At 53.3% G+C, this 26651-nt stretch carries 28 protein-coding genes; 11 read left to right on the forward strand and 17 right to left on the reverse strand.

Translation table 11 applies throughout. The annotated features are described in order from the left end of the window. Window positions 1-199 precede the first annotated feature (199 nt). The 3 genes from QY332_12095 to QY332_12105 all read left to right on the forward strand — a co-directional run bounded on the left by QY332_12095 (window position 200) and on the right by QY332_12105 (window position 3756). The gene (locus QY332_12095; protein WKZ34353.1) at window positions 200-2053 is read left to right on the forward strand and encodes a S9 family peptidase; all 1854 of its coding nucleotides are present in this window, start codon (window positions 200-202) and stop codon (window positions 2051-2053) included. A 3-nt stretch (window positions 2054-2056) separates the two neighbouring features. Continuing rightward, window positions 2057-2479 carry an N-acetyltransferase gene (locus QY332_12100; protein ID WKZ34354.1) on the forward strand — a complete coding sequence of 141 codons (423 nt, stop codon included), beginning with the start codon at window positions 2057-2059 and terminating at the stop codon, window positions 2477-2479. A 95-nt stretch (window positions 2480-2574) separates the two neighbouring features. Beyond that, entirely contained in the window at window positions 2575-3756 is a 1182-nt protein-coding gene (locus QY332_12105; protein ID WKZ34355.1) for a creatininase family protein, read from the forward strand. 1 nt (window position 3757) lies between these two features. Here QY332_12105 and QY332_12110 read toward each other — a convergent pair whose 3' ends face one another. The 5 genes from QY332_12110 to QY332_12130 all read right to left on the reverse strand — a co-directional run bounded on the left by QY332_12110 (window position 3758) and on the right by QY332_12130 (window position 9064). Then, window positions 3758-4459: an NBR1-Ig-like domain-containing protein gene (locus tag QY332_12110; GenBank protein ID WKZ34356.1), complete on the reverse strand. Its 702-nt coding sequence runs from the start codon at window positions 4457-4459 to the stop codon at window positions 3758-3760. 36 nt (window positions 4460-4495) lie between these two features. Then, window positions 4496-5914 (reverse strand): trimethylamine methyltransferase family protein, encoded by a 1419-nt coding sequence (locus tag QY332_12115; protein WKZ34357.1) that lies wholly within the window; start codon window positions 5912-5914, stop codon window positions 4496-4498. Between the two features lie 126 nt (window positions 5915-6040). After that, a complete protein-coding gene (locus QY332_12120; protein WKZ34358.1) occupies window positions 6041-7066 on the reverse strand; it encodes an RIO1 family regulatory kinase/ATPase in 1026 nt (341 codons plus the stop codon). Window positions 7067-7388: 322 nt separating this feature from the next. Next, complete coding sequence (locus tag QY332_12125; GenBank protein ID WKZ34359.1) at window positions 7389-8486, reverse strand: alpha/beta fold hydrolase; 1098 nt, start codon at window positions 8484-8486, stop codon at window positions 7389-7391. Window positions 8487-8782: 296 nt separating this feature from the next. Further along, entirely contained in the window at window positions 8783-9064 is a 282-nt protein-coding gene (locus QY332_12130; GenBank protein ID WKZ34360.1) for a DUF4258 domain-containing protein, read from the reverse strand. Between the two features lie 165 nt (window positions 9065-9229). On the opposite strand from QY332_12130, the gene panB reads away from it, so the two are divergent. Next, window positions 9230-10099, forward strand: coding sequence for a 3-methyl-2-oxobutanoate hydroxymethyltransferase (panB, locus tag QY332_12135; protein WKZ34361.1), 870 nt, complete (start codon window positions 9230-9232; stop codon window positions 10097-10099). Between the two features lie 20 nt (window positions 10100-10119). Further along, entirely contained in the window at window positions 10120-11382 is a 1263-nt protein-coding gene (locus tag QY332_12140; protein WKZ34362.1) for a hypothetical protein, read from the forward strand. A 156-nt stretch (window positions 11383-11538) separates the two neighbouring features. Here the strand turns inward: QY332_12140 and QY332_12145 are convergent, their stop codons facing one another. The 5 genes from QY332_12145 to QY332_12165 form a co-directional block, all read right to left on the reverse strand. Further along, window positions 11539-12183, reverse strand: a complete 645-nt coding sequence (locus tag QY332_12145; protein ID WKZ34363.1) for a HAMP domain-containing sensor histidine kinase — start codon at window positions 12181-12183, stop codon at window positions 11539-11541. Between the two features lie 70 nt (window positions 12184-12253). Continuing rightward, window positions 12254-13744, reverse strand: a complete 1491-nt coding sequence (locus tag QY332_12150; GenBank protein WKZ34364.1) for an acyltransferase — start codon at window positions 13742-13744, stop codon at window positions 12254-12256. Window positions 13745-13828: 84 nt separating this feature from the next. Then, complete coding sequence (locus tag QY332_12155) at window positions 13829-14059, reverse strand: Lrp/AsnC ligand binding domain-containing protein (protein ID WKZ34365.1); 231 nt, start codon at window positions 14057-14059, stop codon at window positions 13829-13831. 15 nt (window positions 14060-14074) lie between these two features. After that, window positions 14075-14962 (reverse strand): formate/nitrite transporter family protein, encoded by an 888-nt coding sequence (locus QY332_12160; GenBank protein ID WKZ34366.1) that lies wholly within the window; start codon window positions 14960-14962, stop codon window positions 14075-14077. Between the two features lie 99 nt (window positions 14963-15061). After that, window positions 15062-16072 (reverse strand): LysM peptidoglycan-binding domain-containing protein, encoded by a 1011-nt coding sequence (locus QY332_12165; GenBank protein WKZ34367.1) that lies wholly within the window; start codon window positions 16070-16072, stop codon window positions 15062-15064. A gap of 96 nt (window positions 16073-16168) precedes the next feature. On the opposite strand from QY332_12165, the gene QY332_12170 reads away from it, so the two are divergent. From QY332_12170 to QY332_12190, 5 genes are all read left to right on the forward strand, one after another. Beyond that, window positions 16169-17656 (forward strand): methylenetetrahydrofolate reductase C-terminal domain-containing protein, encoded by a 1488-nt coding sequence (locus QY332_12170; GenBank protein ID WKZ34368.1) that lies wholly within the window; start codon window positions 16169-16171, stop codon window positions 17654-17656. A gap of 117 nt (window positions 17657-17773) precedes the next feature. Continuing rightward, window positions 17774-18448 carry a hypothetical protein gene (locus tag QY332_12175; protein WKZ34369.1) on the forward strand — a complete coding sequence of 225 codons (675 nt, stop codon included), beginning with the start codon at window positions 17774-17776 and terminating at the stop codon, window positions 18446-18448. After that, window positions 18445-19176, forward strand: coding sequence for a hypothetical protein (locus QY332_12180; protein ID WKZ34370.1), 732 nt, complete (start codon window positions 18445-18447; stop codon window positions 19174-19176). The genes QY332_12175 and QY332_12180 overlap by 4 nt, the downstream gene beginning before the upstream one ends. A 40-nt stretch (window positions 19177-19216) precedes the next feature. Continuing rightward, a complete protein-coding gene (locus QY332_12185) occupies window positions 19217-19849 on the forward strand; it encodes a response regulator (protein WKZ34371.1) in 633 nt (210 codons plus the stop codon). 12 nt (window positions 19850-19861) lie between these two features. Further along, a complete protein-coding gene (locus QY332_12190; protein WKZ34372.1) occupies window positions 19862-20512 on the forward strand; it encodes a TrmH family RNA methyltransferase in 651 nt (216 codons plus the stop codon). Between the two features lie 14 nt (window positions 20513-20526). On the opposite strand, the gene QY332_12195 is transcribed toward QY332_12190, so the two are convergent. The 4 genes from QY332_12195 to QY332_12210 are packed head-to-tail and all read right to left on the reverse strand — an operon-like array spanning window position 20527 to window position 24168. Next, window positions 20527-21099, reverse strand: coding sequence for a histidine phosphatase family protein (locus QY332_12195; GenBank protein WKZ34373.1), 573 nt, complete (start codon window positions 21097-21099; stop codon window positions 20527-20529). Next, window positions 21096-22106: a glycosyltransferase family 4 protein gene (locus tag QY332_12200; GenBank protein WKZ34374.1), complete on the reverse strand. Its 1011-nt coding sequence runs from the start codon at window positions 22104-22106 to the stop codon at window positions 21096-21098. The genes QY332_12195 and QY332_12200 overlap by 4 nt, the downstream gene beginning before the upstream one ends. Beyond that, entirely contained in the window at window positions 22066-22434 is a 369-nt protein-coding gene (locus tag QY332_12205; GenBank protein ID WKZ34375.1) for a hypothetical protein, read from the reverse strand. Before QY332_12205 ends, QY332_12200 begins: the two co-directional genes overlap by 41 nt. 42 nt (window positions 22435-22476) lie before the next feature. Then, entirely contained in the window at window positions 22477-24168 is a 1692-nt protein-coding gene (locus QY332_12210; protein WKZ34376.1) for a sugar phosphorylase, read from the reverse strand. 131 nt (window positions 24169-24299) lie between these two features. On the opposite strand from QY332_12210, the gene QY332_12215 reads away from it, so the two are divergent. Beyond that, on the forward strand, window positions 24300-24494 hold the full coding sequence (locus tag QY332_12215; protein ID WKZ34377.1) for a PspC domain-containing protein: 195 nt from the start codon (window positions 24300-24302) through the stop codon (window positions 24492-24494). A gap of 89 nt (window positions 24495-24583) precedes the next feature. Here the strand turns inward: QY332_12215 and QY332_12220 are convergent, their stop codons facing one another. From QY332_12220 to QY332_12230, 3 genes are all read right to left on the reverse strand, one after another. After that, a complete protein-coding gene (locus QY332_12220; GenBank protein ID WKZ34378.1) occupies window positions 24584-25060 on the reverse strand; it encodes a CarD family transcriptional regulator in 477 nt (158 codons plus the stop codon). A 273-nt stretch (window positions 25061-25333) separates the two neighbouring features. After that, window positions 25334-25996 (reverse strand): TIGR02594 family protein, encoded by a 663-nt coding sequence (locus QY332_12225; GenBank protein WKZ34379.1) that lies wholly within the window; start codon window positions 25994-25996, stop codon window positions 25334-25336. 115 nt (window positions 25997-26111) lie between these two features. Next, window positions 26112-26498, reverse strand: a complete 387-nt coding sequence (locus QY332_12230) for an NfeD family protein (protein WKZ34380.1) — start codon at window positions 26496-26498, stop codon at window positions 26112-26114. Between the last annotated feature and the right edge of the window lie 153 nt (window positions 26499-26651).

Here is a 26651-nt window from a genome sequence, read left to right on the forward strand (position 1 = left end):
GTTTCCCTGAAAATAATATACGCCACGGCAGAATCAGCTGCCGTGGCGCCGGAGCGTTGGGATTGTTTGCATTCACCGAAGGGAAACACATCAGGCTTAAATTTTACTGTAAATTCCAATTTCGGGATAGCGTGGATTTTCCCGTGATTTTCCGGAGCATCATCTGTTTATTGGTAAAATCTACGAAAGGATGATCAACATGGAAAATCCCATCAAGCTGACTGAAAAATACGAACGCAACGGATGGCCCGCACTCAAGCGGACAGACCTTAAACCTCCCCCTGGATTAACCCTCCCGCTTCTGACTTCCCTCGAGCGGGTTCGGTCGCACATGCTTTCATCTCAGGGACGGATCGCCTGCATCAAGGATGGCGAAACCTCCTCGGATGTGTTCAGCATACCCGCAAGTGGCGGCTGGCTGGCGCGCCTCTCCACCGACCGCAGTCTCGCCCCGTTTTGGGATGATGAAATCCCGCAATGGTCTCCCGACGGAAGCTGGCTGGCATTCGGCTTAAACGGACATGTCCACATCGTCCCGCATGATGGCGGCTTGCCGAAAAAGATCACAGACTTCGCCTCCGCCGCGAGCGGTCCGCGCTGGATGCCAGACTCGCACGCGTTGATCGTCACCGTGGAGCGGGAGGATACCGACCAACTCCTGCTGACAGACCGTGAAGGCTCCTGGCCCCGCGCATTGACGACTGATACCATCGGCGACCATTGGGATGCACGCCCGTCACCTGATGGGAAATTCATCGTCTACAACCTGCGGCGCTTCGATGACTTGAACCGACTCGATATTGTCCTGCTGGAAATTGCGACGGGCAAACAAACCACGCTGTACGGCAAGCCGTCCACGCGGGCGACGACGCCGAAATGGTCTCCCGACGGCAGGTGGATATCGTTCATCGCGCAGGAAGGTCAATTCGAGGAACTGTATCTCATCAAGCCCGACGGCGAAGGCTTGCATCAACTCACCAAGGCTGAACAGGATATCTTCCAGTACGAATGGTCGCCTTCGGGCAGGCAAATCCTTGCAGTGGCGAACAAGCAAGGCTCGATTGAGTTGAGGCTTGTTGAAACAGAATCAAGCTCAACGTCTGACCTGCGAAGCGAGGTTGGTATCCATTCCAATCCGTATTGGTCGCAGGATGAGTCCTTCATCACCTTTGAATTCGAAGGTCCTGCGCTACCGCCTGAGATCTATCGCATGGATCTGAAAACAAAGCAGGTTACACAATTGACCTTTTCAAATCCACCTGCAATGATGAAAAATAAATTTGTCGTGCCTGAGATGGTTTCATACAAAAGCCACGACGGTTTGGACATTCCCGCGTTTTTGTATCGCCCCAAAAAATCGAATGGCGCAGCCATCCTGTATCCGCATGGCGGACCAAAAGACCAGTATATTTTTGGCTGGGATGAAGTGGCGCAGTATTTCACTGCGAAAGGCTACACCTATCTTGCGCCGAATTACCGCGGCTCAACAGGCTACGGAAAAGATTTCGAGCGTGCAAATTACAACGACTGGGGCGTGGGCGACATGAAGGACTGCCTGCACGGTGCGAAGTACCTGCGGACATTGAAAGGCGTGAAACCAGACCGCATTGGAATTGCGGGCGGAAGTTATGGGGGCTACATGACCATCAACACGCTTTCACGCGACCCGGAATATTTATTTGCCTGTGGCATTACCAAATACGGCGACTCAAATTTGATCAGTTCCTGGGCGCAATGCGAGAAACGCCTGCGGCTGTATACTGAGATCTTTTTGGGGCATCCCGCCGACAACATGGAAATTTATTTGAAAGGATCACCCATCACCGAGGCGAAGAACATCCAAAAACCTGTGCTGATCCTGCATGGACTGCTTGATACGATTGTCCCGCCCGAAGCCAGCGAGGAATGGGCTGAAACCCTGCGCCGCGAGAACAAGGTCTTCGAGTACAAGACGTATGCCACCGAGCCGCACGGCTTTTTAAAGCGCAAAAACCTGCTGGATGTATACGAACGCATGGAACGCTTTTTGGATTGGTATTTGTTACCGAGGTAATCCATGAATATTGTCATCCGTTCCGAATTTCCTGAAGATCATTCGCATGTCGAAACAATTCACACATCCGCCTTCCGCACGGATGCCGAGAGCAAGGTTGTGAATGCCATCCGTGCAAACGGCAACGCAACGATCTCTCTCGTGGCTGTTATAGACGAGAACGTGGTCGGTCATATTCTTTTCAGCCCTGTCACAACTCACCCACCAACTCCCGAAAAGGGATTGGGTCTCGCGCCCGTTGCAATTCATCCCGATTTTCAAGCGCAAGGCGCCGGCTCGCAGTTGATCCGCGCAGGATTGGAGCGATGCAGAGAACTCGGTTACGACTACGCGGTTGTGCTTGGCGGTCCCAAATATTACATGCACTTCGGGTTCGAGAAGGCAAGCGCGTTTGGTCTGCAAAATGAGTACGGCGATGAAGTTTAAAGCCTTGCCTGCGGGTGGACTTGTGAAATACACATCTGAATTTTCCGTGTTTTTTGTTTGAGTGAAGTTTGAAGGAAATAAAGAGAGGCGATGAATTGGCTACGCGCAAAACTGAGTTTTTCTATTACGACGGATTGACTTGGGATGTCGTTGCGGAATTACCGCGGGATACGCCGCTAATTCTTCCGCTTGGCGCGGGCTATGATATGGGCATGCTCGCCGATCAACTCAGCCGCCCTGCTCAAATCGGCTTGCTTCCAGCCTTTCCCTTCGGTTGGCGTGGCAGCGGGCTGGAAGTGCCAGATCAATTCTTCTGGCACTACATTACAAACCTGCTGGACAGCCTGCGTGATGACGGCTTTACCCGTGTCTATTGTCTTACGCCGCAGGGAATTGACCCGCAATCGAGCTTTCTCGGAGCCCATTCTCCCATCATTCTGCGGCAGTTTCATCCATCGCAAAATGCGCCAAAGCCGTTTCTCCCGCCCGATAGGGAACGCGGCAAAGTGATTCTGATTCCCATCGGTCACACCGAACAGCACGGCTATCACCTGCCCCTCTCGGTGGACACGATTATTATTGAAGCCATCGCGAAGGGCACAGCAAATTTAAAACTGGCTACACGCAGTTATACATTACCCGTCATGCCTTATGGCGTGAGTACGCATCGCTCGTCCTTTGCGGCGACGATGAACGCAGGCGGGCGCGTCTTCGAAGATTTCTGGCTGGCGGTGGTGGATGTGCTCGTCGCGCGCGGGTTCGACCGCTTCTATTTGATGAGCGGACATGGCGGCAACTCGTCGTTCTTGGTCAACATCGTGAAGTATGCCGGGGAACGGCATCGCCGCATCTTCTGCGCCACAGCCTGGCTGCACACTTCCGGCAGGATTGGCGCTGAAGCATTGGAGAAATACCGCACTTCTCCCATTGGCGGCATGGGACATGCGGGCGAGTTGGAGACCTCCTACATGCTGCACCTGCGCCCCGACCTGTGCAAAATGGAGCGCGTAGTGGACGAGACAGATTTCATCGCCACGCCCGACTATTACATGGACTGGATCGAGGGCGGCTCCCTCGTCGCGAATCCGCCCTGGGGTGACGATACAGCTACCGGTGCGTATGGGGCGGGAAGTCACGCCACCGCAGAAAAAGGCAAGCTATGGCTGGAAGCCGCGATCAAAGAAAAAGCCGACCATGTTGAACAGATCCATGAACAACACGAACGGCGCGAAAAAAGGCGAAATGAAGGTTATGGCTTGTGGGGAAAGGTCATATAGCTTACTTCCTGACCTCAAAAGTCACGCGCATCTCACAGAATGAAAAATTCCCGACCCGCAACATCCAGTTTGCGGCATATTCCCCCGGCACCTTGGGGGCTTTAAACAATACCCGCAAATTGATTTTGCCCCCGGACGGTACGTTTTTCGCAAGATCCTGGATCGACTTGCCCTCATGGCGATATCCGCTTTTGTAAATGAAGTCAATCGTTGTGGTCGTCCAGTTCTTTGTGCCGGTGTTCAGCACGGTCCAGGTCACATAAAATTCCTTGTCGGCCTGAACCACCCATCCTCTAGGCGGATTTACTCCTCGAACCGTGCAGGTCCACGGCCTGCCGGTAAATTTGATCTCATCGCCCGAGCCGCCGGAACCGCTCACCGACCCTGGAATTCCCGCTGCTGCGTATGTCGGATCTACGGTTTCAACCGGCACAGTGACTGTAATTATGAAAAAAGGGGTTGCGGTGGACGGCTCTGCAATCAACGTCGATGCCGGTTCGCGCGTGAGGGTGGGCGTAAAGGTCGGAGGTTGGGCGGCCGAAGTTTGAGTCTGGGCAATGGAAACAGTTTCGACGATGATCGTTTGTAATAAGGCCTGATCCGCAGGATTCGCAACCTGGGTGGGCGAAGGTGTGATCATGCCGGGAAGCATACATGTCAGCGCAATTGGCAGCAAAACCAATAGAGGAGTTAATTTACGCACACAGGCTCCATAAAATCAAGATAAGTATAACATGCGTCACCCTTCGAATTTTTTGATGAACGACTCTCCTTTTGCAATAAAATCATCATGGTCATCCGGTGCTGGTGCGGACGCCATCATCTCCCGGGTTTTTTCACGAAGGACCTGACGTGCGGGCGGAGCACCTGCCTCCTGCCATTTTTCCATGCTGTAGCGCGGATACACGCCGCTGACATAATAGCCGCTTTTGTAGTTTCGCAGCGTGGATGGTTGGTTGAGAAAACTTTTACCCGGTCCCACCTTGAAGATTTCATCCACCGCCGAGTTCATATCGTCCAGTTGAAAGCCATCGTGGATGCGGAGAGCCTGGTCAATGATCTCATGGCAGTGAACGATGGTGGTTGGCGAGATGGACTTCGAGCCAAGGGAATCTCCTATGAACGGCGCCAGATGTCCGTGTGAGAGAAGAAGCGCAAGGGTGTTCATCCAGTAGGTATCGGCGGCGATCAAATCCATGCCCCAGCCGGTCCCGCTTCCTGAAGTGGAACAATGCGGGAGGCCGTACTGCTTCATCATTTCCGAGCAGGCAACGCTGATGAGGATGCTCTGCGGGTCGTAGAAGTTGAGCATGGTGCGCATGTCGAAATACACGGGCAACATACCAAGCAGGATCGGCGCGCCTTTCTTGATGGTCTGGCTGACAACCAGCCCTGCGAGCAGTTCCGCCATGAGCAGGGTCAGTGTGCCCGCAGGCGTGAGCGGCGTGGACGCGCCAGCCATGCTGTAATTGGAAAAGATGACCGGCAATCCGCGTTCGATGGCGACTTTCATTTTGTCCACGGTGCCGGCGTTCATAACCAGCGGGCTGACGGGATTGAAATACGGGATGACGAAGGGTTTGTCGCCGAGGGCTCTGTCGTGCAGTAACTCGAACATCTCCAGCACATCGGCGAATTTGTTTTCGTCTGAGACAAGCAGGACAAGCGGTTTGGTTGTATTGGCAATGTGTTCGAGCGAACCATACAGGTCACCGAGTTCTTCGGAGACATCGCGTACGATACCCACGGTAGAGATGACATCGTAATATTTCAGACTCGAGCCCAAGCGGACCAGGTCGCGGAAGTTTTGGCGTTTGAAAATGTCGAGCGTTTCATCCACAGGGTTTTGATAGAACAGCGCGGTCACCCCCACCCCAAACCGCAGGCGGTCTTCGCCCAGTTTCAGCTTGTGTTCGCCGCGGCGGTCGTAGACATCGATCGTCTTCGGCGTGGACTTGATCGCCTCTTCCACAATTTCCGGCGGGAATTTGATCAGGCGGTCTTCTGCTTTCAACCCCAACTTCCATTCGAGTAAATGCAAAATCTCAGGCGAATCGACACGCACGCCTGTTTCACTCAAGACCTTCAATACATTCCGGTGTGCTTCCTGTATTTGTTCGTCATTCATTAAAGTCAATCGCGGGCGGACGTTGTTCATAAAGTCATTCTCCTCGCCTGCAATTTTATCCCATGATGTGCCTGTCATTGCGAGCCGACAGACGAAGCAATCTCCTACTGTTGCCTGGTCATTGCTTCACCGCGACGCGTCTCGCAATGACAGGCTCTACTTCTCTTTCTCCCAACGCTGACGGTCTTCCGGCTTGTCGGGGTCGAGATATTTGGGATGCACCTTCTCGAAGACACGATGCCCATGAGCCGTCCACAAATCGGCGGCGAGTTTCTTCGCATCTGTACGGATACCCTGCGCCGCAAAATACTGACAGATACGGAGCACATCGCGCTGGAAGATGCCCCACGAAGACGGATTCGACTCGGGGATGACCACCTGCGGGAAGTCGATTAACTTGATGTCGCCGTCCCAATACAGGATGTTATACGCCGAGAGGTCGCCGTGGATGCGGTCGTTCGCAAGCATGATATCCATGTTGCGGACGACGCGCCCGAAGAGAGGCTGGGCTTCATCAGGGTCGAGTCCAATGTGACTGAGCGGCGGCGCGGCGGTCCCTGCATCGCCGATGAACTCCATCAGGATGGCATTCTTCTCCTTCGCGTACGGTTTGGGTACATCCGCACCCGCCGCGAACAGTTTCTCCATCGTGACGAATTCATACGCGATCCACGAGTGATGACGGACTTCCTCGCCGTAGCGCGTGCGTTTGACGATGGCATTGATATCAGCCTCTTTCCACAGGGCAACGCCGTCTTCGTCCAGATCCGTGCGACCAACGCGGTATTGCTGGTCATTCTTGAGATTACGCAGAGAGCGCGGACGATAGACCTTGGCAGCCAGAAGCGGCGCATCCACCTCGACGCCGGGCCTGCACAGATAGACTGAAGCCTCTTTTCCTCCCTTGACGCGGCGCAGGACATCCGAAATCCACTTGTGATCATGGAATGCGGCCAGCGAATCCAACAGCCACCACTCCTCGAAACGCGCAGCTTTGTAGGTGAATTGGAATTCCTTCGAGGCTTCCTGCGCGCGGATGAAGAGTTTCGCCTCCATTTCGCGCTTCTTTGATTCGCGCTTCTGCGTGACGCGCCTACTGGACGGCTTGGTTCCGTCGCTGGCGAGGTCATCGAGTTCTTCATACAGTTCGTACATGTCTTGCAGATTGTTCTTTGTATTCATTGCTGTTGAGTACCTTAAAACAAAAACCACAGGATACGACACCCTGCGGCTGAGTAACGCGAGATAAATCCTTCGATGAACCCAGGACAAATCTTGCGATACGGGATAAAAAACCGCAGGCGGAGCACGCCTGCGGTCGATGGGTCACTTATTGGGAATTACAGCAACTCACGCACAGGAGGCGCGCTGAACGAATGGACAGTGGTTGACAAGATGGCTTGCATGTTTTCGAGCCTCCTTTCGGTGAAGTAAGATAGTGCAGGGATTTTATGCCAACAATAATTCCACGTCAAGCCCCAATTTCGCCGTACAATACTCCCTTCTATTTGACGTGCAAATCAAAAAACTTTTGAGTTCGCGCCATGAACACAAACCAGGGATCGCCGATGAAGGAATGTTTCTCGCCTTCATACGCGAAGAGTTCTGCATCCAGCCCAGCTTCGATGAGGGCATTATATATTTTCAATGACCAGACGGGCGGCGCACCCGAGGAGACCTTTCCATCTTCAGTGCCATACACGATCTGAACCGGTGCGGTGATATGGTCCAAATGATAGAGCGGGGAAAAAGCCCTCAGCATGACAGGATCCATTGACGCTTTAAAGTAGGCCGCGGTCAGGTCGGGGGGCAGATCCAGAGGAAGAACATCCGAGGAATTACATCCAAAGGCAAGCTCACCGGCGTAGACATCCCCAAAACAGCCAGGGCCCCAGCGCTCGATCAGGTCGGCAAAATCACCGCTGACGGAATTATACAGGACCGCCGCCTTTACGCGGGAATCAACCGTCAGTACCTTGAGCGTCACTCCCCCTCCCATGCTGTGACCCCACATGCCGATGCGTTCGGGGTCAGCCTGCGGGATGGAGGGGATGGCGTTCAGTAAATTGATGACGTCAATTGCGAGCCCGGAGTAAAACAGACTTTCACCCGTATCGGAGTCACCCCAACTGCGGTAATCGGAGGAGATCGTCAGATAACCACGGCGGTTAAGGAACTCAGCGGCACGATCTGTACCGTCGCCCGAAACATAGACCGTGCGCGAGAAGAAGCCGTGGTTCATAACCACAACCGGATACGGCGGCTCGCCACTGGTGGGGATTTGTAAAATGCCGCTGATAGTCAATCCGTCGCTCGGGTATTCGATCAAATAGCGGGTGAAGTTATGTGATTCCAGAAGCGTCTCACGGATGACGATCTCCCCGCTTTTATAATCATGTTCACGCAATCCAGCGATCGTGTAGGGCCGAATCGCATCTTCAGTGGTTCGCGTGGCAGTCGGGACCGGCGTGTATGTTGGGATCAACGTGGCAGGGATAATGGTCACATTGGGAGGCGGCAGCGTCCCTGCTGCCGGCGAGGCGGGCACGGAGGTACACGCCGCAATAAAAACAAAAAGGAACAGGCGGAGGCACTGTTTCATGTCCTGATTGTATCAACAATTTCCGTCATACTCCCGGACTTGCCCCCACAGCCCCTCCGCGGAAGCAGCCTCCGCCGTGTTCAACAAATGAATGGTGGCGGACTCGGCCACGAACGCCTCTCCGCACTGAGGACAAATCTGTGCGGGCACGTGATGCACGGTAAAGTTCATCTCTCCACGTTCAAAAGAAATGGAGGTAAGGCCGTCCACAAGGACGGCTTGTCTGCAAATTAAACAGTTCATCGGCTTATTAGGGAGGCCTTGGCGCACTCCGGGCCCCTGGCGTTTAACAGCCATCACCTGCGGCTCCGAAAATCTTTTTTCCATTTATGCGGGTCAGGTATGTAAACCGTGATGATCGTGATCACATTCGTTTGGATATTCTCGGATGTCACGACATGAAACGGGCGTCTGCCCTGATAGCCCATTACCAAACCGCCCGGCTGCGGCATTTCGGCCGAATAATCTTCGAGCACATCCCCTGCACCCAGTGCCCTGCGCACCTTGCTGACGGAAATTTCACGTTCAAACATTCGCTGGACAGCATGGGCACGAAACAGGAGGACGGGGATTGTCACGACTAGGATTATAAGCGTAAATGACGAGGTTCATATCAACCTATTTGGCTACGCGCAAGAAAGAGGGGCAGACAGGCATTTAAACTTATGTAGATTGTTATGACTTTCGTCAATTGCACGCCGTCTTCTTTCAGACCTATACTGAAAACAAAAGAAGGAGATGAAATGTCCGAACCTCGCAAGAAAATCGCCCTGCCCTATCTCTTCGAAAAGGTAAAAAAAGGCGAGCCGATCACCTGGCTGACCTGCTACGATTACCCGACCGCCTATTTGCAGGAACAGGCGGGCATCGAGATGATTCTGGTCGGCGACAGCCTCGGCATGACCATGCTCGGCTACGACTCCACCCTGCCCGTCAAAATGGACGACATGATCCGCCACACGCAAGCCGTCCGCCGCGGCGCGCCCACCGCCTTCCTCGTCGGCGACATGCCCTATATGACCTATCAGACTTCCGTGCAGGACGCCATCCGTAACGCTGGCAGGTTCATGTCTGAGGCGGGTTGCGACGCCATTAAACTGGAGGGCGGCGTGGCCATGGCGGACCGCATGAAAGGGATCGTGGACGCGGGCATCCCTGCCATCGGTCACCTTGGTTTGACGCCTCAATCTGTCTCCGCCCTAGGCGGATTCCGGTTGCAAGGAAAATCCGCCTCGCTAGCAAAAAAGATCATGGACGACGCCAAAGCCCTAGAGCAGGCGGGTGCCTTCTGCATCCTACTCGAACTCGTCCCCGACCGTCTTTGCCAATTGATCACCGAGCTTGCCGAGAACTGCATCATCATGGGGCTCGGTTCAGGCCCGCATGCGCACGGCCAGCTGCTCATCTATCACGATATGTTTGGGTTGTACCCCAAGTTCAAGCCAAAGATGGCAAAGGTCTATGGCAATGCAGGCGAGGTCATCCTCAATGGGCTGAAGGCGTATCATGATGAGGTCATTGCCCAAAAATTCCCGCAAGCAGAAAACTGGTTTGGCATGCCGGATGAGGAATTTGAAGAATTAAAGGGAATGCTCCACCAAATCAAGTCTTGAGCAGACCCAGAGGAGAAATCATGAACGAACTGCAAAAGTTGCTTAAAATCTCACCCGACAAACTCAAAGCCTTCAACTCCGTTCTGCTTGACCCTGATTCGCAGGTCATGAAGGATTTCTTCGCCGTGGTCGCAAAGTACGGCACACCGCAGGAGATCAACCGCAAGCACCGCACCGCGCGTAAAATGGAAAACCTTTTCAAGCTGGTTGAAGAGAAAAACCCCGACGCACTTCAGGATTTGAAATGGCTGATCGAACAGCGCGACCGGAGCGCCTTCATTTCGGTGGCTGAATACCGGCGCAATACATTGGGTGCCGCCGCGGACACAATGAAGTTCAAGGATAAATATGCGGTCACACTCGAAGTCTCCGCCCTGCAATACTTCCCGTGGGTGCGCATCATGGCGGAACAAGCCATTGCCAATAAAACGCTTGTTCCCGGACGTTTCATCGCTGTCCGCAAGATGAAGGAATCGGAGGCCGATGGCGACCTGCCTGCCATTGTTGCCGCCATGGATATCATCGGTGCGTCCTTTGTCGAAACGCTGGACACAAAAGGTACAGACGGATCCAACCCACATCTCGGCGGCCCGGCCACCATCACCGGCTACTTCGGCGGCATTGGTCAGCCCAATGAACATGCGCTCATGTGGCTCGACGAGTTTCTGTACTATTACACAAACTACGGCGTCCAGCATGTGCTGAACTTCAATGCCGGCACTATCCTGCTCGGCTTCCTGCTCCACCGTATTGGCGTTAATATTCAGTTTAAGATCTCGGTCTTCTTCGGTTCGGACAACCCATATCACGCGTTGTGGATCATGACCATGGCCAAACTGTTCAGCCGTGATGATGGGACGAGTCCGCTGATCGGCTTCAACTGGTCGAACTCGATCAACAACCAGACCATGGAATTGACAGCCGAATTCCGCAAAGCCCTTGGCTTTGAAAAGGTTGTCCGCTTCGAGCACCACATCACCGAGACGTGGAAGAGCATCGTCATCCAACCGTATAACCGCCGTGATGAACTGGTGCAGATCGCCGGCCATGTGGCGAACATTGCCGCCAAGCACGAAGGCGGAGACCCTGAAGTGGAGCAAACCCTTGAACACCCGTCCGATATCCTTGACTACTTCCGTGAGAAGAAGGAAGTCATCGAAAGCGGCGATTGGGGTCACCTGCAACGCAACTTCATGGAAAAAGTGCGTGCAACGAATCACTCCGCCAGCGATCTGACTCGGGCGGGGTTGAGCTTCATCGCGGCCAATAATCTTCACAAGTAAGTACGCAAATAAAATAACAAGCCCGACGCAGTGCTTGTCGGGCTTGTTTGCTTTTCAATCTGTAGAGTCAAACCATTACAAACGTGGCGCTTTCCATTTCCGGATGACCTCATCGAAGGAGGACCGATCTTCTTCCCGTGTCACTCCAGCTGGCACTCATACCGGTATCGTAAAGAAGAACGAACTCCCGCGATCTTCCACACTCTCGAACCAGGTCTCGCCGTCGTGCAGGTCAATGATATGCTCGACGATCTTCAACCCGATGCCAAATCCAAGGCGCGGGTCGTCCTTGTCGTCCAGAATCGTCTCGAATGGCTCGAAAACCAGTTCCTGTTTTTCCTCAGGGATTCCTGCCCCCGTGTCGCTGACCTCGAACAGAATATTTTGCGACTCCCGTGTCACACGGATGGTGATCGTGCCGCCCTCGGTGAATTTGACCGCATTATGGATGTAATGCAACAACGCCTGCGAGAGCCGTTCTGCATCCGCCTCGATGGACGGCAGGTTCCCTGCAATCTCATCCTCCAAACGCAAGCCAGGCTTGCTGTCCGTCAACCGGCCGGCAATGGTCAACACGCCATCCATCACGGCATATATATCCACTTCCTCCAGGTTTAATTCCATTCTGCCTGTCACGGCCTGGGCGTAATCATGGAAATCGTTTACCTGCACAACCATCGGCATCAGCGCGGCAAGGATATGCTCTATGGGAGAGTCGTACCCTTCAAGTTCCTCGATTCTATACAGCTCATTGACGTTCTTCCTAATATCCCCAAGTCCGTCACGGAAGTAAGTGGACATGCGATGCAAGAATTCCTTTTGTTTTTCACCCATATATGCCCATCCCTGAGATACGGTCTTGTACAACTGCCTACTTTAAAGCAGGCCTTAATGACGGTAACCATAAGAGCTTGAAAACGAACCTGACAAACAAGGACAAGCTCAACACGATGGCCCAGTCAATTGCAAAGACGCTGCGCGGAAAATTTTCAATCAGTCCAAGGGAGTAAATCGAGTACACAACGCCTGCCACCGCCAGCGAAGCAGTGGTGACCGAAACAAGAACTGGTTTTGCCGCCTGTAAAAATGTCCCCTGCAGGACTGCCGGATTAAGACTGTTAAAGTACGTGGAAAAGATCGTCCGCAGGAGAAAGGCAGACCAGAACATAATCTGCGCTGTGGACCAATATTGGTTGAACTGCCTGCCATCGCCAAAACGAAAACGGAACGTTATATAAACGGAAAGTGCAATGATGGCAAGATCAATTATAAGAAGCCGCATGCTCACGCGTTGAAGCGTTTTCCTTAACCACCGCCGCAGGGGTGAGTCAACGTAAAAATGGGAGACCAGCCCAATCGAAATTATCAATGGTAAAAACGTTACTTCAAAGACGGCACGCGGGTTCGCAAGGGATGATCCCTCCAATGCGCGCTCATACAGCCAGGCAATTGGGACGTGCAGAATGTACACTGCATAGGATATTTCCCCCAAGTTGACCAGCACAGGACGATTGAGGAAATTTGAAAGGCGCGACTTGTCCATTGCAAGGGAAACGATAATAAGAACCAAGACGGGGGCGAGTAATCCAGCCATAGGCTGAAGGTCATGAGGCAAGGCAGGATAGTAGACCGTGCTTGCAACGGTATATGATGCGGCGAGAAAAATGCTGCCCCCCAGCACCAAAAGAATGATGACGGGCTTTATCTCCTGCTGGCGGCCCTCGCGCAGATACCAAATGCCGCCCACCACACCCATAATGAATGAATTGAGGTGAAAAATGGGAGAGTAGACGATAAAGCCGAGATGCTCCGGAATGTAGCCGATCCACAATATGTCATAAATCACCTGGCTGAAAACCCAGAGAATAACCGCAGTCCACACCAATTTCCGGGTGGATTGACGATATGCCCACAAGACGAAAAATGGAAAAATAGTGTAAAAGAAAAATTCAACCGTCAGGGACCACGACGCGTAATTAAAGGATTGAGACCAGGCGGGGAACCAGGCTTGCAGGACGAAAATATTCGCAAGAATCTTTTGAGGTTTGATCGCGAAAACACCGTCAATATAGTAATAACAGATCAGTAGAAAGGCGATGATGTAAAGGGGATAGATACGGATAAAACGAGCGCGCCAATACCCGCCGATGTCAAATTTCTCATTCGGGCGGAAATACACCAGCGACATGACAAACCCGGAAAGCACATACAAATATCCCACACCTGTCGGCGCCGCCCGCAGCAGGGCGGAGATTGCCGGGCTGTTTACGAAGGATATATAAAAACCTGCCGTGCCGTGATAGAACAGCACCAACAGAATGATGGCAAAACGCGTAAAAGTTAATTGATCGAGCCTTTTCATATATCCTCGGAAGGAAATCCACCCTATTCTACTAGAAAAAGCCGGGCTGATTCTTATCAGCCCGGCTGTCCGTGATTTATCTTTTTACACGTCCACGGCGAGGCAGGTCAGCGTCTGTTCGACGCCGGGGATGGGCTGGATCTCCAACGCGGTAATCCTGCCAAGTTTGGCAATGTCGGATGTCTCCACAACGGCAACCGCATCATACGGGCCAAAGGTCATGTGCGCTTCAATCACGCCATCTATATTGCGGAGATGGGCAACCACGTCTTTTACATCACCAGCTCGGATCTTGATCAGGACATATGCTTTCATGGCAACTCCTTTTGTTTAATCTTTCTTTATGCGCAGGAACACAACCCAGTAGATGGCAGCCACAAATACCACGCCGCCAATAATATTTCCAATGGTAACAGGAAACAGGTTGTTGATAAAGAATGCATTCCACGTAAGCGCATCGAGGTTTGGGATCTTGTCTCCAACCTTCGCCATATAGTCCGGGTCAAATCCTTTGACAATCAGGGCATATGGGATGAAATACATGTTGGCGATGCTGTGCTCGAACCCGGCCGCCACAAATGCGGTAATGGGAAAAACGATGGAGACGATCTTGTCTATCGTGGTGCGCGCACTGTACGTCAGCCAGACGGCAAGGCAGACCAGCGCATTGCACAGGATTCCCAGGGCAATTGCTTGGAAAAAACCAAGGTCACATTTTGCGGCGGCAGTACGCAACGCCGCAATGCCAACCGAATCCGCGCCAAATGTGTACTGCCTGGTAAAAAACATTACAGCCGCAGTAGCAACAGAGCCAAAGAAATTGCCAACATAAACAATACCCCAATTCCGCAGGAGGGCGCGGCCGGTCACTTTGCCACTCGCCCAGGCCATGACAATCAGGTTATTGCCTGTGAACAATTCCGCGCCACCCACGACGACCAGGATGAGACCGAGACAAAATACCAGCCCGGTCAGCAGACGCGTGATGCCGTATGGCAGGCCGGTGGAGAATGCCACCGTCCCATCTGCCCCAGTGATGGTCATTCCGCCTGCAGCAACCGTGGTGGCAAATATCGCACCAAGGGCAATAAATGCCCCCGCCAAAATGGAAAGCATCAACATGGTGAAGGCTGGCATTTCCGCCTTGCGAACGCCAAGATACTCGGCACGTGTCGCCATTTCGGCGGGCAACAATGAGTCAATTCTTACTTCAGTCACAGGCTGTTCCTTTCATTTGTTCGTGATATATTTCACAACTCGAGTATATCAGACGTGGAGAAAAGAGGCCAGTTAGTATGTAATGGAAAGCGAGTGATGTTAATCCATAGCTTTATCGGCTCTTTTTCTGCCAAGCAAAGAGCCGATTCCCGCCGCCAGCAATGCTGCAAGGACAATGACACCAACTGTCGTTCCTCCACTTCGCAGGGACGCAGGGGCAGCGGGGACCGGCGTCGATGTCGGCGTGATGGTTGGCCCGGCCGGTACTGTGTTGGTTGAGGTTGGGATGCCCAGCGTGGCTGTGCCCGCCGGAGACGCTGTTGGTATTGGGGTTTCCGTCGCTGCGCGCTGGACGAGAAGAGTCTGGCCCTCAAAGATCTGGTCGGCGACAAGCCCATTCAGACTTTTCAGCTCTTCAACAGAAAGCCCGTATGCAAGGGCGATGCTCCACAAGGCTTCATTTTTTTTTATGACGTGGAACACCTCTCCATTCGGAAGTGGTGTATTAACTATGACAATAACCGCCTCCGTACCTCGTGCGCCGGCCGTGGAGACAATAAATTGACCGGGCACGTCGGGCGTCGAAGTGGCAAGCGGGGTGCTGCTTTCCGCGCCTACATCCAAAACATAGTATGTTATTCCATCGGCAACGGACATCCCCGCGCCAGCATCCCTGAAGTCTGACGAGAGCATGGCCTTTAATTGGTCCGGGTTTCCCCGCCAGAACGCAACCACATTGGCGGGCACAAGGGTTGAACCGGAATGAATAAGTTCGCCAAAAAGTCCGCCAAGTGACAGATCCCCTGCAACCGAATAGCCCGCATCCAATGCGCGTTGATACGGGCGCCTCCCCTCCGCACTAAATTGCGTCAGCACACCCGTGGCGGCGATGTAGTCTGCATGGGCCTGGGCGATCTGCATCAATTTGGGATTGGGCTGAAGCGGCTGCAAATCATTCGTAGCACGCAGGACGTTGACTTCAACGATTAAATCCTGGGCGGAGACGCTTCGCGAAAAATGCCCGGGCTGGGCAATCGCTTTTTCGGACGGAAACAGGTTCACGGTCAGGGTAAGAAGCGAGAGCAGTATCCAAATGGATAATCTATTCATCGTGCCGATTATACCCTTCGGGCGGTTTGTACCTTTCCAAAAATCCAGACTCTGGGTAAAATTATATATAATATATAATTTCCAGGAGCAAGTCCCATGCCCGGTTTTACCCCAGGTCGCCGCTATCAGCCCCCCTTCATGCCGTTCAAGCGCCAGCCGTTCAAAAAGCGCGCGCTTGCAACGCTCGAACTGGCCGTCAAAGGTCCACTTTTCGGATGCCGAATGTGCGGTAACTGCCTCCTGCAGGAAACCGCCTTCATCTGCCCGATGGAATGCCCAAAGGGGCTGCGCAACGGACCATGTGGCGGATCGACTCCTGAAAAATGCTATGTCGATGAATCGCGCCCTTGCATTTGGTATAAGATTTACGAACGATCATTTAAACTTGGACGGGAAGCCCTGCTGCTCGAAGTCCTTCCACCAATGGATTGGGAAAAAGCGGGGACGGATGCCTGGAGTGATGTATTTGAACAGGCGGGCAAAATTGGATTGAAAACCATCGCCTCGAGCCTGACTTCGCGTGAGGCTGGCTCTGTTACCCGAACAATGGATGCCATCTTCAAGCCAGTTCGCCAGCCGGACTGGTGGCAGGGGGACGCGGAATACCATGCACCGCAATATGATGAACCCGCCTCTGAACTGGAACGCAGACTGAGGGCCGGCGAGTTCGTGGTCGCTGCAGAAGTCACCCCGCCCATCTCGATCAACACCGATAAACTCAAACAAAGCATTGAACTGCTCAAGCCATATGTGGCAGCGATCAATTTTACAGACAGCCCCTCTGCCATTCCACGCATGTCTTCATGGGCATGCAGTAAAGTGGCGCTGGAACTGGGCGTCGACCCCGTCATGCAGATCACCGGGCGTGACCATACGCGCGTTAGCCTGCAATCCAGCGCGATTGGGGCGTCGGCGCTGGGAGTGCGCAATATTCTGTGCCTGACGGGCGACAGCATGGTGCTTGGACCCGGCCCGCAGGGGCGCATGGACATCGTTGATCTGGACGGGATCCAAATGTTGTGGATCCTGCGCCGGATGCGGGATGAAGCGAAGTATCTGGATGGCCGCGAGATCAAAACGCCTCCGCAGTATTTCATCGGTGCGGCGGCCTCGCCATTTGCGTCCAACATGAAATTCCAGGCACTGCGCGAACAGAAGAAGGTCAACGCCGGGGCGCAGTTCTTCCAGACCAATGTCGTCTTTGACGCGGATGCATTGGACGAATGGCTGAACGAAATTGCCAAACGGGATATTCTGGATAAAGTCCATATCATGATCGGAATCACACCACTGAAAAGTTACAAGACGGCTGTGTATATGAACAAAAGAATCCCCGGCGTGTTCATACCTGAAAAAATCCTAAAACGGATGGAAGCCGCCAGGGAAAAAGGCAACGAGCAGGAGGAGGGTGTACAGATTGCGCTGGAGTTGATCGATAAGGTCAAAACCAAGCAGGGCGTGAGCGGAATTCACCTGATGGCGGTCGGATGGGAGGAAATCGTGCCGCGCATTGTCATGGATGCGCTTGGCAAGCCGGCAGAACACATGCTGGAAACGGACTCGAACGTCCCTGCAACTGCGTAAAGATGCTTCCCATCAGGTTTCCTGCACATAAAGGGAAAGCCTGATATATGTTTAACGGCGGGATTGGTATATACTTAACATATTCAGACACAAAAAATAAATGCAGGAGTTTTTCTTATGCTTAAACGCATCATGGAATCTTCACGACTGGAAATTTTTATCGCAGTGACGATTGCGCTTGCATCCGCTACAACCGCCCTTGTCACCTGGCGCGCCAGCATGGCAAATTCCGCAGCAGGTGATGCCATCCGCCAAGGGTTGATTGACGCAGTGAAGAAGCAGGCCTCGTCCAACGAAAACTGGCGGCAGACGTATGAAGAGGCAGGATATACCCAGGTATACGCGGCCACACTGGCGCAGGTGGAAGCCTACGAGGCAAGCCGGGACGCCATAGGGGAAGCGCAGGCAAAAAACCTGCGGCAATATCTCCTGCCCAATTTACAATTACTTTCCCAACCGCTCGGTACCGACGCAAAATACCTCATGAGCGACGGGAGGTACGATCTTGATTTGCGTTTTGCCGATCTGCAAACCCAGGCAGCAGACATATCCACGCTCGATCCCGAGGCGTCCTTCAAACTGTCCGATGGCTATGCGGCTGAACAGCGCTGGTTGACAGTCGATATCATCCTGCTGGCGATCACACTATTCTGGCTGGCACTTGCGGAATTGAATACGGGGCGTTCGCGGCTCATTATGCTAGGCATCGGGTTGGGACTGTACCTCGTTAGCATCGCATGGTTCGGCGCGGTAGAGATCGTCTTTCTCATCACACGCGGAGGTGCACTATGACCGAAAATGCGCTTCAAATTCCGCCTGAACCTGCAGCGCCACCAAACGGGCAGAGCGCGCGTCATGAGCAAACTGACCGCTACAAAACAATGATCATCGTGTTAACGTTGATCACAACCATCGTCACCGCCATCGTGGCAAGCCTGCAGGCGGATGCCAACATCCGCGCGAACACCGCCAACCGCAATTCACAGTACTACGCCCTGCTGGTCTCCGGCGAGATACACCGCCAGGGACTGCAAAACAGCTACGATTTTGACATTTTGACCGAGCATACGCGGCTTACCCAGGAGGCCTTGGTTTTGCAGATCACCGCCCTTGAGCTGGAGGGGAAAAACGACAGGACCGGAGCATCCGCAAGCAGTTTGAGCGCACTTGGAGCGCAGGCGCGCGCAGACAAGATCAAGTCTTTCTCCATCTTTTATACAGATCCGCGCTACGCGCCAATAACCGCGGATGGAACCCCGAATTTTGACGCCTACCTTGCGAATGTCAGCGCACAAGCAAATGAACTGACCGGGAAACAAAACTCTGCAGCAGATGAATACCACCGATGGAACGGAAAGGCCGATTCCTACGTCAGCGTGTTGACTGTGCTGGCAGTCGCGTTCTTTCTCCTCGGTCTCGCGCAGGCACTCAAAAGTCGCATGAGGCTGACTTTCGCGATCTTCGGCGGCATCGCCCTGGGCGGGGCAGGCGCATGGGCCGTATTGATTTTAATACTATAAGACAATGGATGATGCCTGCGGCAGACCGCATACTGACGGCATGAACACAAAACAAGGCTACCTGCTCGTTGTGGAGGATATTCCAGACATTCTCCACTTGTTGAATACAACCCTGACGTTCAAAGGATATCGCGTGGAAACGGCGTGCGACGGGCAGGAGGCACTGGAACTGATCAAAAGGGAACCTGCAGACCTCATCGTTACCGATATCCTGATGCCCAGGATGGATGGCTTTATACTTGTTCACAGCCTGCGGACACACCCAGAGACCCGTGACATTCCCGTGATCTTTCTTTCAGCCACCTATATTGACCCCGAAGATAAAGCCTTTGCGCTTACCATTGGCGTAACCCACTTTATCGAAAAGCCTGTTAATTTTGACGAATTCCTGCCAACCATTGCAGAACTCCTTAAGAGGGGCAAAACCGCCCCAAGCGGGAATATCAATGAAATAGAATTCTATCAAGGGTACTTAAAACGGTTAAAAATAAAGCTGGATCACAAAACCAAACAAATAGCGCGCGACCAAAGATTGATGGAGACTCCAACCGCGGGCGACAAATTGCATCTGGAAGCGTCCTTACAGACGGCAATCCGTGAGCGGCAGGAAATCCAGCATCTGCTTGAAGAGACCCGTGAAAAACTCATCACATTCACAATATCGGAAGAATGAAGATAAGCCCGTTTGGCTGCACAACCAATGCATCCCGAATCATTTGAGATCCGTGTCTGTTTATCCTGCGGCTTGCGTTACCCACGCACCGAGGGCAGCACGTTCGGCTTTCGCTGTCCGCACTGCCTGGGAGAGACACGAGCGGTCTCAAGGCAGGTTCTGGGCGGCGAAAGAATCTCACAAAAAAAAGAAATCGAAGCGAAAGAGACGCCCATCCTTGCGGTGCTGGCGGACAACCTCCGTTCGGCATGGAACGTCGGCTCAATCTTGCGAAGCGCAGATGGATTTGGGTTCGCCCATGCCTATTTATGCGGGATCACACCAACCCCGGAGAAGGAGGCGGTGGCAAAAACATCACTCGGCGCGGAGGATTTTGTCAGCTGGTCACATCACAAAGACGCGCTTATGTTGGTTAATGGATTAAAGAAGGCGGGGTGGAAAGTTCTGGCGCTGGAGGAAGACAAGCGTGCGGTAAAAGCAGGTGATATTAAAAAGCCCGACCGGAATACGGTTTTGATCGTTGGCAATGAAGTAACCGGTATAGACCCCGGGCTGCTTGATCTCGCGGATGAGATCATTCATATTCCCATGCGCGGGGGGAAGCGCTCCTTAAACGTTGCAATTGCCTTCAGTGTCACTGCATTCACGTTGACGGATCATTAAGCTTCCACCTACACCTACAGACCAGCCTGCCATTTTATTAAATATGGTGCCGCATTCTCAGGGACATGTTGATAGGCATCCTCCAGCGGGATTTGATTTGCCAGGCAAATAACAGAAGCCAGGGTTAGTCCATGCGAGACGATCACCACCGGACCGTGCGGTTGATGCCGTGAAATATCCATTAACGCCGCCCGGGCACGTTCCGCCACCTCTGCGAGGGACTCCCCCTGCGGAGGGCGCGCATGAAGCGGATTCTCCTCCCTCTGTTTAAGCTCATTTGAATAGCCGGAAATGACATCCTCCGAGAGCAGCCCCTCCCACTCGCCAAGATTCACTTCACGCAAACGCGCATCCAGAAGAACCGGCAGACCATGTTGTTTCGCCACCGTCTCCGCAGTCTGCCGAGCACGCAACAGGTCGCTTGAATAAACCGCGGCAAAATGAATATGGGAAAGTTCGGTTGCAAGCGCACGCGCCTGGGCAAACCCCGTTTCATTCAAGCCCGGTGCAAAGGAGGCCTGTCCCTGCCACCTGCCATGTAAATTCCAATCCGTCTGTCCGTGGCGGATGAGCCAAAATTCCGTCATACCTGCTGGCCAAAACAATCCGCGAGGATGGATTGCAAACGCCTTTCTAATACAGAAAAGGAGAAATGCTGTCTGGCAAGCTCGTAATTCATATCCGCCCACTCACGGGCTTCGTCGGGGAATTGTAAAATATGACAGGTCTCTTTAATCGTAGCCGAGCTGATATACCCATCGAACCAGACCACACGGAAACCTTTGGGCTTGATATCCACTTCGTAAATGGAGTAGTTATTAACCAGGATCGGGCGGTGGAAATAAACCGCCTCCAGGAACGCATTGCCAAACCCTTCAATTGCAGAGGGATAAGTCACCAGATCTGCGTATGGATACACGTCACCCAATGTGTACACCTTTCGGCCGTCCCTTGTGACGCCGCGCTGCTCATTGACCTGTTCGTCTTCAAAACGAACGGTCACATTCAGCAAATCAGCATATTCATGCACGCGCTGCTCATAGTCCGTGCCTTCATCACCAGCCGCATGGGAAATGACCAGTTTGGCGGGTAATCCCAACCTGCGGACAAGTTCCACTGCGTGTTCGATACCCTTGCGCTGAATCACGCGCGTTGGCTGCAGAAAAAAGTACTCGCCTTCTTCGATGCCAAGATCGACGCGGACCGATTGAGTGTAGTCATCGGGAGGAGACGGCGGGGAGTCGAAGTCCATCACATTGGGGATCACGCGCGCAGTCACACCGCAGCGCAATGCGATCTGCTGTGCCTGTATCGAGTTAATGACCACATGGCGGATGGAAGGCAAATTGGGAGGAAATGCGGCGGCAAGATAATCCCCCACGCAATTGACCTGGAAGCGCTGGCGCTCCCAGTGAAAGTCGTGATGATGCGCGATGGTGGGAAAGCCTGTCTCCGCAACAAATTCTGTGAGCGCAAGCCCCAGCGGAAGGTTGAGTGGAATTGTGAGAGCATTTTCGATGATGAGCAACTCCAAATTGAAGCGATGTGCAAATTTATATAACTCCCCCTTGAGATATTCCTTCAATTCGTTCACATCGTTGAGTCATCTGCGGCGGGCGGATGTAAATTGAAAAGAAGGGCTTCTGCAGTGCGCCAATTTCGGGGTGGGCAGCACGCGCCTCCTCGGTGACCGTCCAACTGCCTGAATATGCCTGCTGGTTTATCTTGGCAATTTCAGGGTGACGATAGAACACTTCAGGCACAACATAACTGACATCCTCCGGACGGTCGCTTTCACCAGCGAAGTAAAAGCACTTGTGCCCCATGCGCTCAAGGACAGTTGCCCACTTGGTCACTTCCAGCGAGACGCCGTCCGTGCCGGCAAAGCGGGTGGAGATAAAACCGATGTTTCGAGGTGTCATAATCTATTCCAATTCTTTAGAACCTAAAAGTTTTGAAAACCCTTAGGTTCTTGTAACCCAAAGAATTTGATAAGGGTTGAGCGACAAGGATGTTCCGTTCACGATGTTTCCAGTCAGTAAATCTTTCGCGCTTTCAAATGGCGTAGTGGGCGTTATTGTATCCGCGCTGACGTTGTGCAGGCAAATAGCGCGAGACGTTCCGTCGGGCGAAGTCCGCGCTACGGCAAAGACTGACTTGTGCAGGTCAAGCACGTTTTGTCCGCCATGCGGATGAAACGCGGGCGAACGTCTCCGCGCCCGGAGCAGGTCACGATAGCGGGAAAAGACTTGCGAACGCAGGGATGACGGGTTGGCAAGATTGCGCTGCAGGGAATCAAAATCGCACTTCTGGCGGTTGATGGTGCGGTTGCGACCTGTCTGCTTCACACCCTCCGACCAATTGCGCAAGCCAAACAGACTGTGGAAGTAAATCCCAGGCACGCCGACCAGAGAAAGCATGATGGCCTGCGCCGCAATAAAACGGTCTATTTGCAAACTCAGCGGTTCGTCACCATGTGGGTTTGAAAGCGCATCGAAGAAGTTGATGTTCATTTCATACGGGCTTTGCGAGCCGTCGGGATTCTGTTTGTACGAGATCAAGCCGCCGTGCGCGAGAGTCATTTGCACGAGCGAGTCGCTGTCAGCGGTGGATAAAATTCCACGAGCAGGATTCAAGCCCACCCCGTCGTGTGAGGCGAGAAAGTTGAAGAAGGTCGTCTTATCGGAAGGCAGGGTCAGCGAGTCTGCCCAATCCGAAAGAATGTGTGCATCGCCCATGTGGAAGGTATGCAGCGTCAGCGGCGGCAGGGCAAAGTTGTAGACCATCTGCGCTTCGTTCGCGCCGTCGCCGAAATAGGAGATGTTATCGGCGTGCGGCACATTGGTCTCGGTGATCAATTGCACATGCGGCGCAATCTCATCGAGCACCGCGCGCATGAGTTGAATGATGCGGTGCGTTTGCGGCAGGTGAATGCAGGGCGTGCCGGTCTGCTTCCACAGATACGCGATCGCATCGAGGCGGATAAAGTCCGCGCCGCGTTCGGCATACATCAGAAGGATGTCGATGATCTCCAACAACACAGCGGGGTTTTTGAAATCGAGATCAATCTGGTCGTCACTGAAAGTCGTCCAAACCTTCTTCTCCCCCGAAGGTGTTTGAAACGAGGTCAGTAATGGCAGCGCGCGCGGACGGACGACCTGCGAAAGATTCGGCTCGCCGCCGTCCATCACGATAAAGTAATCTTTGTACTGCGGGTCGTCCTGTAAAAACTTTTGAAACCACTCGCTCTGCGATGAAATATGATTGACGACTGCGTCGAACATCAAGCGGAAATCGTCCCGCATCGCCGCGACATCATCCCAATCCCCCAGCGCAGGATCAATCGCGCGGTAATCCACGACCGAAAAACCATCATCCGAAGTCCAGGGATAGAACGGCAGGATGTGAATCCCGCTGACAACATCCCGTAGGTGATGGCGGCAAAATGTGCCCAGCGTTCGCAGCGGCGCCTCGCCCGGCCTTTTAACCTGATCGCCATACGTGATCAGGATCGCATCCCGTTCTGTGACTCCCCCCTCCCGCGCGGACAGGCGCGTGCGGTACCCTGCCATGATCTCCTGTAGACGGATATCTACTTCGGGCGCTTTCCCGGAACCATAAAGATAAGCCAGATCATCCAATACATCTTCAATCATGGGTGTGATTTTACCTTTAAGTCGCAAGCAGGGGAATAAATATATTTAGGAAGCGTTAATTTTAGGGGAGGGAACCGCAACTTTTTAGAATTTTCGGCGTATAGTAATTCGAATAACGAAAGGAGATAGCAATGACCGTTCAACGACATCCCCTGCGCAGATCGAAACGCAACCGCATTGTGGCCGGCGTGTGCGGGGGACTCGCCGAATTCTTCGGGATCAGTTCCTTCTGGTTCCGCCTCGCGCTGGTGATCGCACTGATCCCGGGCGGCGTGCCGGGGATACTGATCTACCTGATCGCGATGATCATGATCCCCTCGGAATAAGCACCCTTTGAAATATAAAAAGAAGACCCGCGCATGCGGGTCTTCTTTTTATATTCTTATCAGTTTTTTTCTTTATCCTGTCGATCCATTTAACGCAACAACAACCGCTGAAGTTCCTTCTCCGCTTCGAGCGGCGTGATCGAGAAAACAAAACTCCATTCCCCGATCAGCGCCTTCTGGGCGCGCCGCATTAATGCGTTATCCGATTCGCTCCAGGAGCGGGATTGACGGTTGGCGGAAAGGTCACGAATCGCCTTGCAAAGGGACTCTGCCTTGCCGTCCTCCAGCATCTCGGACACCTGCAGGTTGCGCTGACGGCGGTCATCCGGGAGCGGTTCCGCGGGACTCGACAGGATGGAAAGCAGCTTCCGGAAACCGGCCGTGTTGTTCGGAAAACGCAGGCGGCGTTTCAACTTATCATCGGCAGGGACCCAGATGGTCAGGTCCGCCATTTGGACCATGTAGTAGGAGGTGATCTTGTCGAAGAAGACGCGTTCCTCGATCGCAAGCACCCGCCCGAGCCCATGGGTGCAGTGGACGACATTATCACCCGTCTGGAATTCCATCGTAGCCTCCTTGTCTGGTCTTGAAAAAAAGAAAACCGCCACCCCTTTTAAAGGACTGGCAGTTGGAACCCGTCGATCCTGTGAGTTATATCGATGATTATATCACGCATCACGGGCGGAGACGCATCTTCGTCCAGGGGAGTGGCTAATTTCGTGGGCTAACCACGAAGGCGCTAAAACACAAAGCCGTCAAGAAACCTTTGAGTCTTCGAGCCTTTGTGGCTTCGTGGTCTATGAAAGCCCATCCTTTTCGTCACTCCCCGTCCAGGGCGCTTATTTTGGGATTCGATACCCCATCAACTCGGATTTTGGATAATATTTTTCACTTACTTCAAATATCTTCGTCTGCGGATTGTGCTGATTGCCGCCCAGCACTTTGATGTGAGTCTCTGTCTCTCCAAGATAGAAGCCGACATGACCATAGATCCTCTCGCGCCGAAAGATGACAATACAGCCTCTGCGAGGCGTTTCGACCTCCTGCCCCCAATACAACCAGGATCTGGCAAGCGCGTTTTTCGTAGGTTCATAGCCCGCCTGCTGAAGGCACCAATTCACAAATGCGGAGCACCAGGGCGTTTCGTCACGGGAGAGGGCGTGCGTGCCCAGGTTCTCTGTGGAACGCAGGTACTCCAGCACACGAGGATTGTTCCCGCGCCCGGGGATCTCGCTGATTCCCTGCTCCGCCTCCGCGATTGCCATCCAGGGAAAATCCTCGCCCGGCGGCGGGATGTAGGGGACTTTCGCGAGGAACTTCGCCGACGACCATGCCTCCGCGTCTTTGAAGCGAAATTGAATCCACTGACCGTCCTCCGATTCGCCGATCTTCTCGATGACCTCGTCAACCACCAGCCTGCCCAACGCCTTGGAGGAGGCACTGGGCGCTTCACGCACATTCAGGGTTGCAATCGAGCGGTATTTTCCGGTTTCCTCTGCCATACAGCCTCCATCGGGTACTCCGGCACAGGTTCGATTCTACACTGCCGCGCCCGCATATCAAGGGTTTGGACCATCAAGGACAGGGAATAGTGTGCTAATGCCTCAACAGCGGCATTTATTCCTCTTCCACTTCGAGCAGCATGCGGACCACGCGCACGCGCCGACCGGAGGCAATTGGGGCCTGGCTGACGGCATCCCATTCTCCGTTCGAGACCAGAACCTTTCCATCCCGGAAAACGGTCGTGAGTGTTTCGCCCACCGCTCCAACCGGGCGGTCGCTCGGTTCTTTTTCCAAGCCACCCAGTTTTTTAAATTCTCCCTTATCGATAAACGGGATGAGCAGCACAAGCCCAGGGCCCCTGTCGCCGATATTCCGCCCGAGACGATAGACGGTCAGGCGTGTATCCTCGCGCACAATGCGAATGGCAGTAGCAAGCGAGATGAACATTACAATGAATATTGCAGCAATGAGGCAAAAAAAGGAACCGTAGATACTTTCCATGTGTACTCCTTACAAGTAGTTGTCAGCCGATTTGTTAGAATGGCCTATCGTCCATTTTACACAAAAGTCAGCAGCAAACCTTTTCACGCAAAGCAGGGTGACTCGCCAGGGATTGACCCTCATCCCGTCTGGCAAGACTTTTCTGCTTGATAT

It is taken from the genome of Anaerolineales bacterium (genome assembly GCA_030583885.1).
In the GTDB taxonomy this organism is placed as follows: domain Bacteria; phylum Chloroflexota; class Anaerolineae; order Anaerolineales; family Villigracilaceae; genus Villigracilis.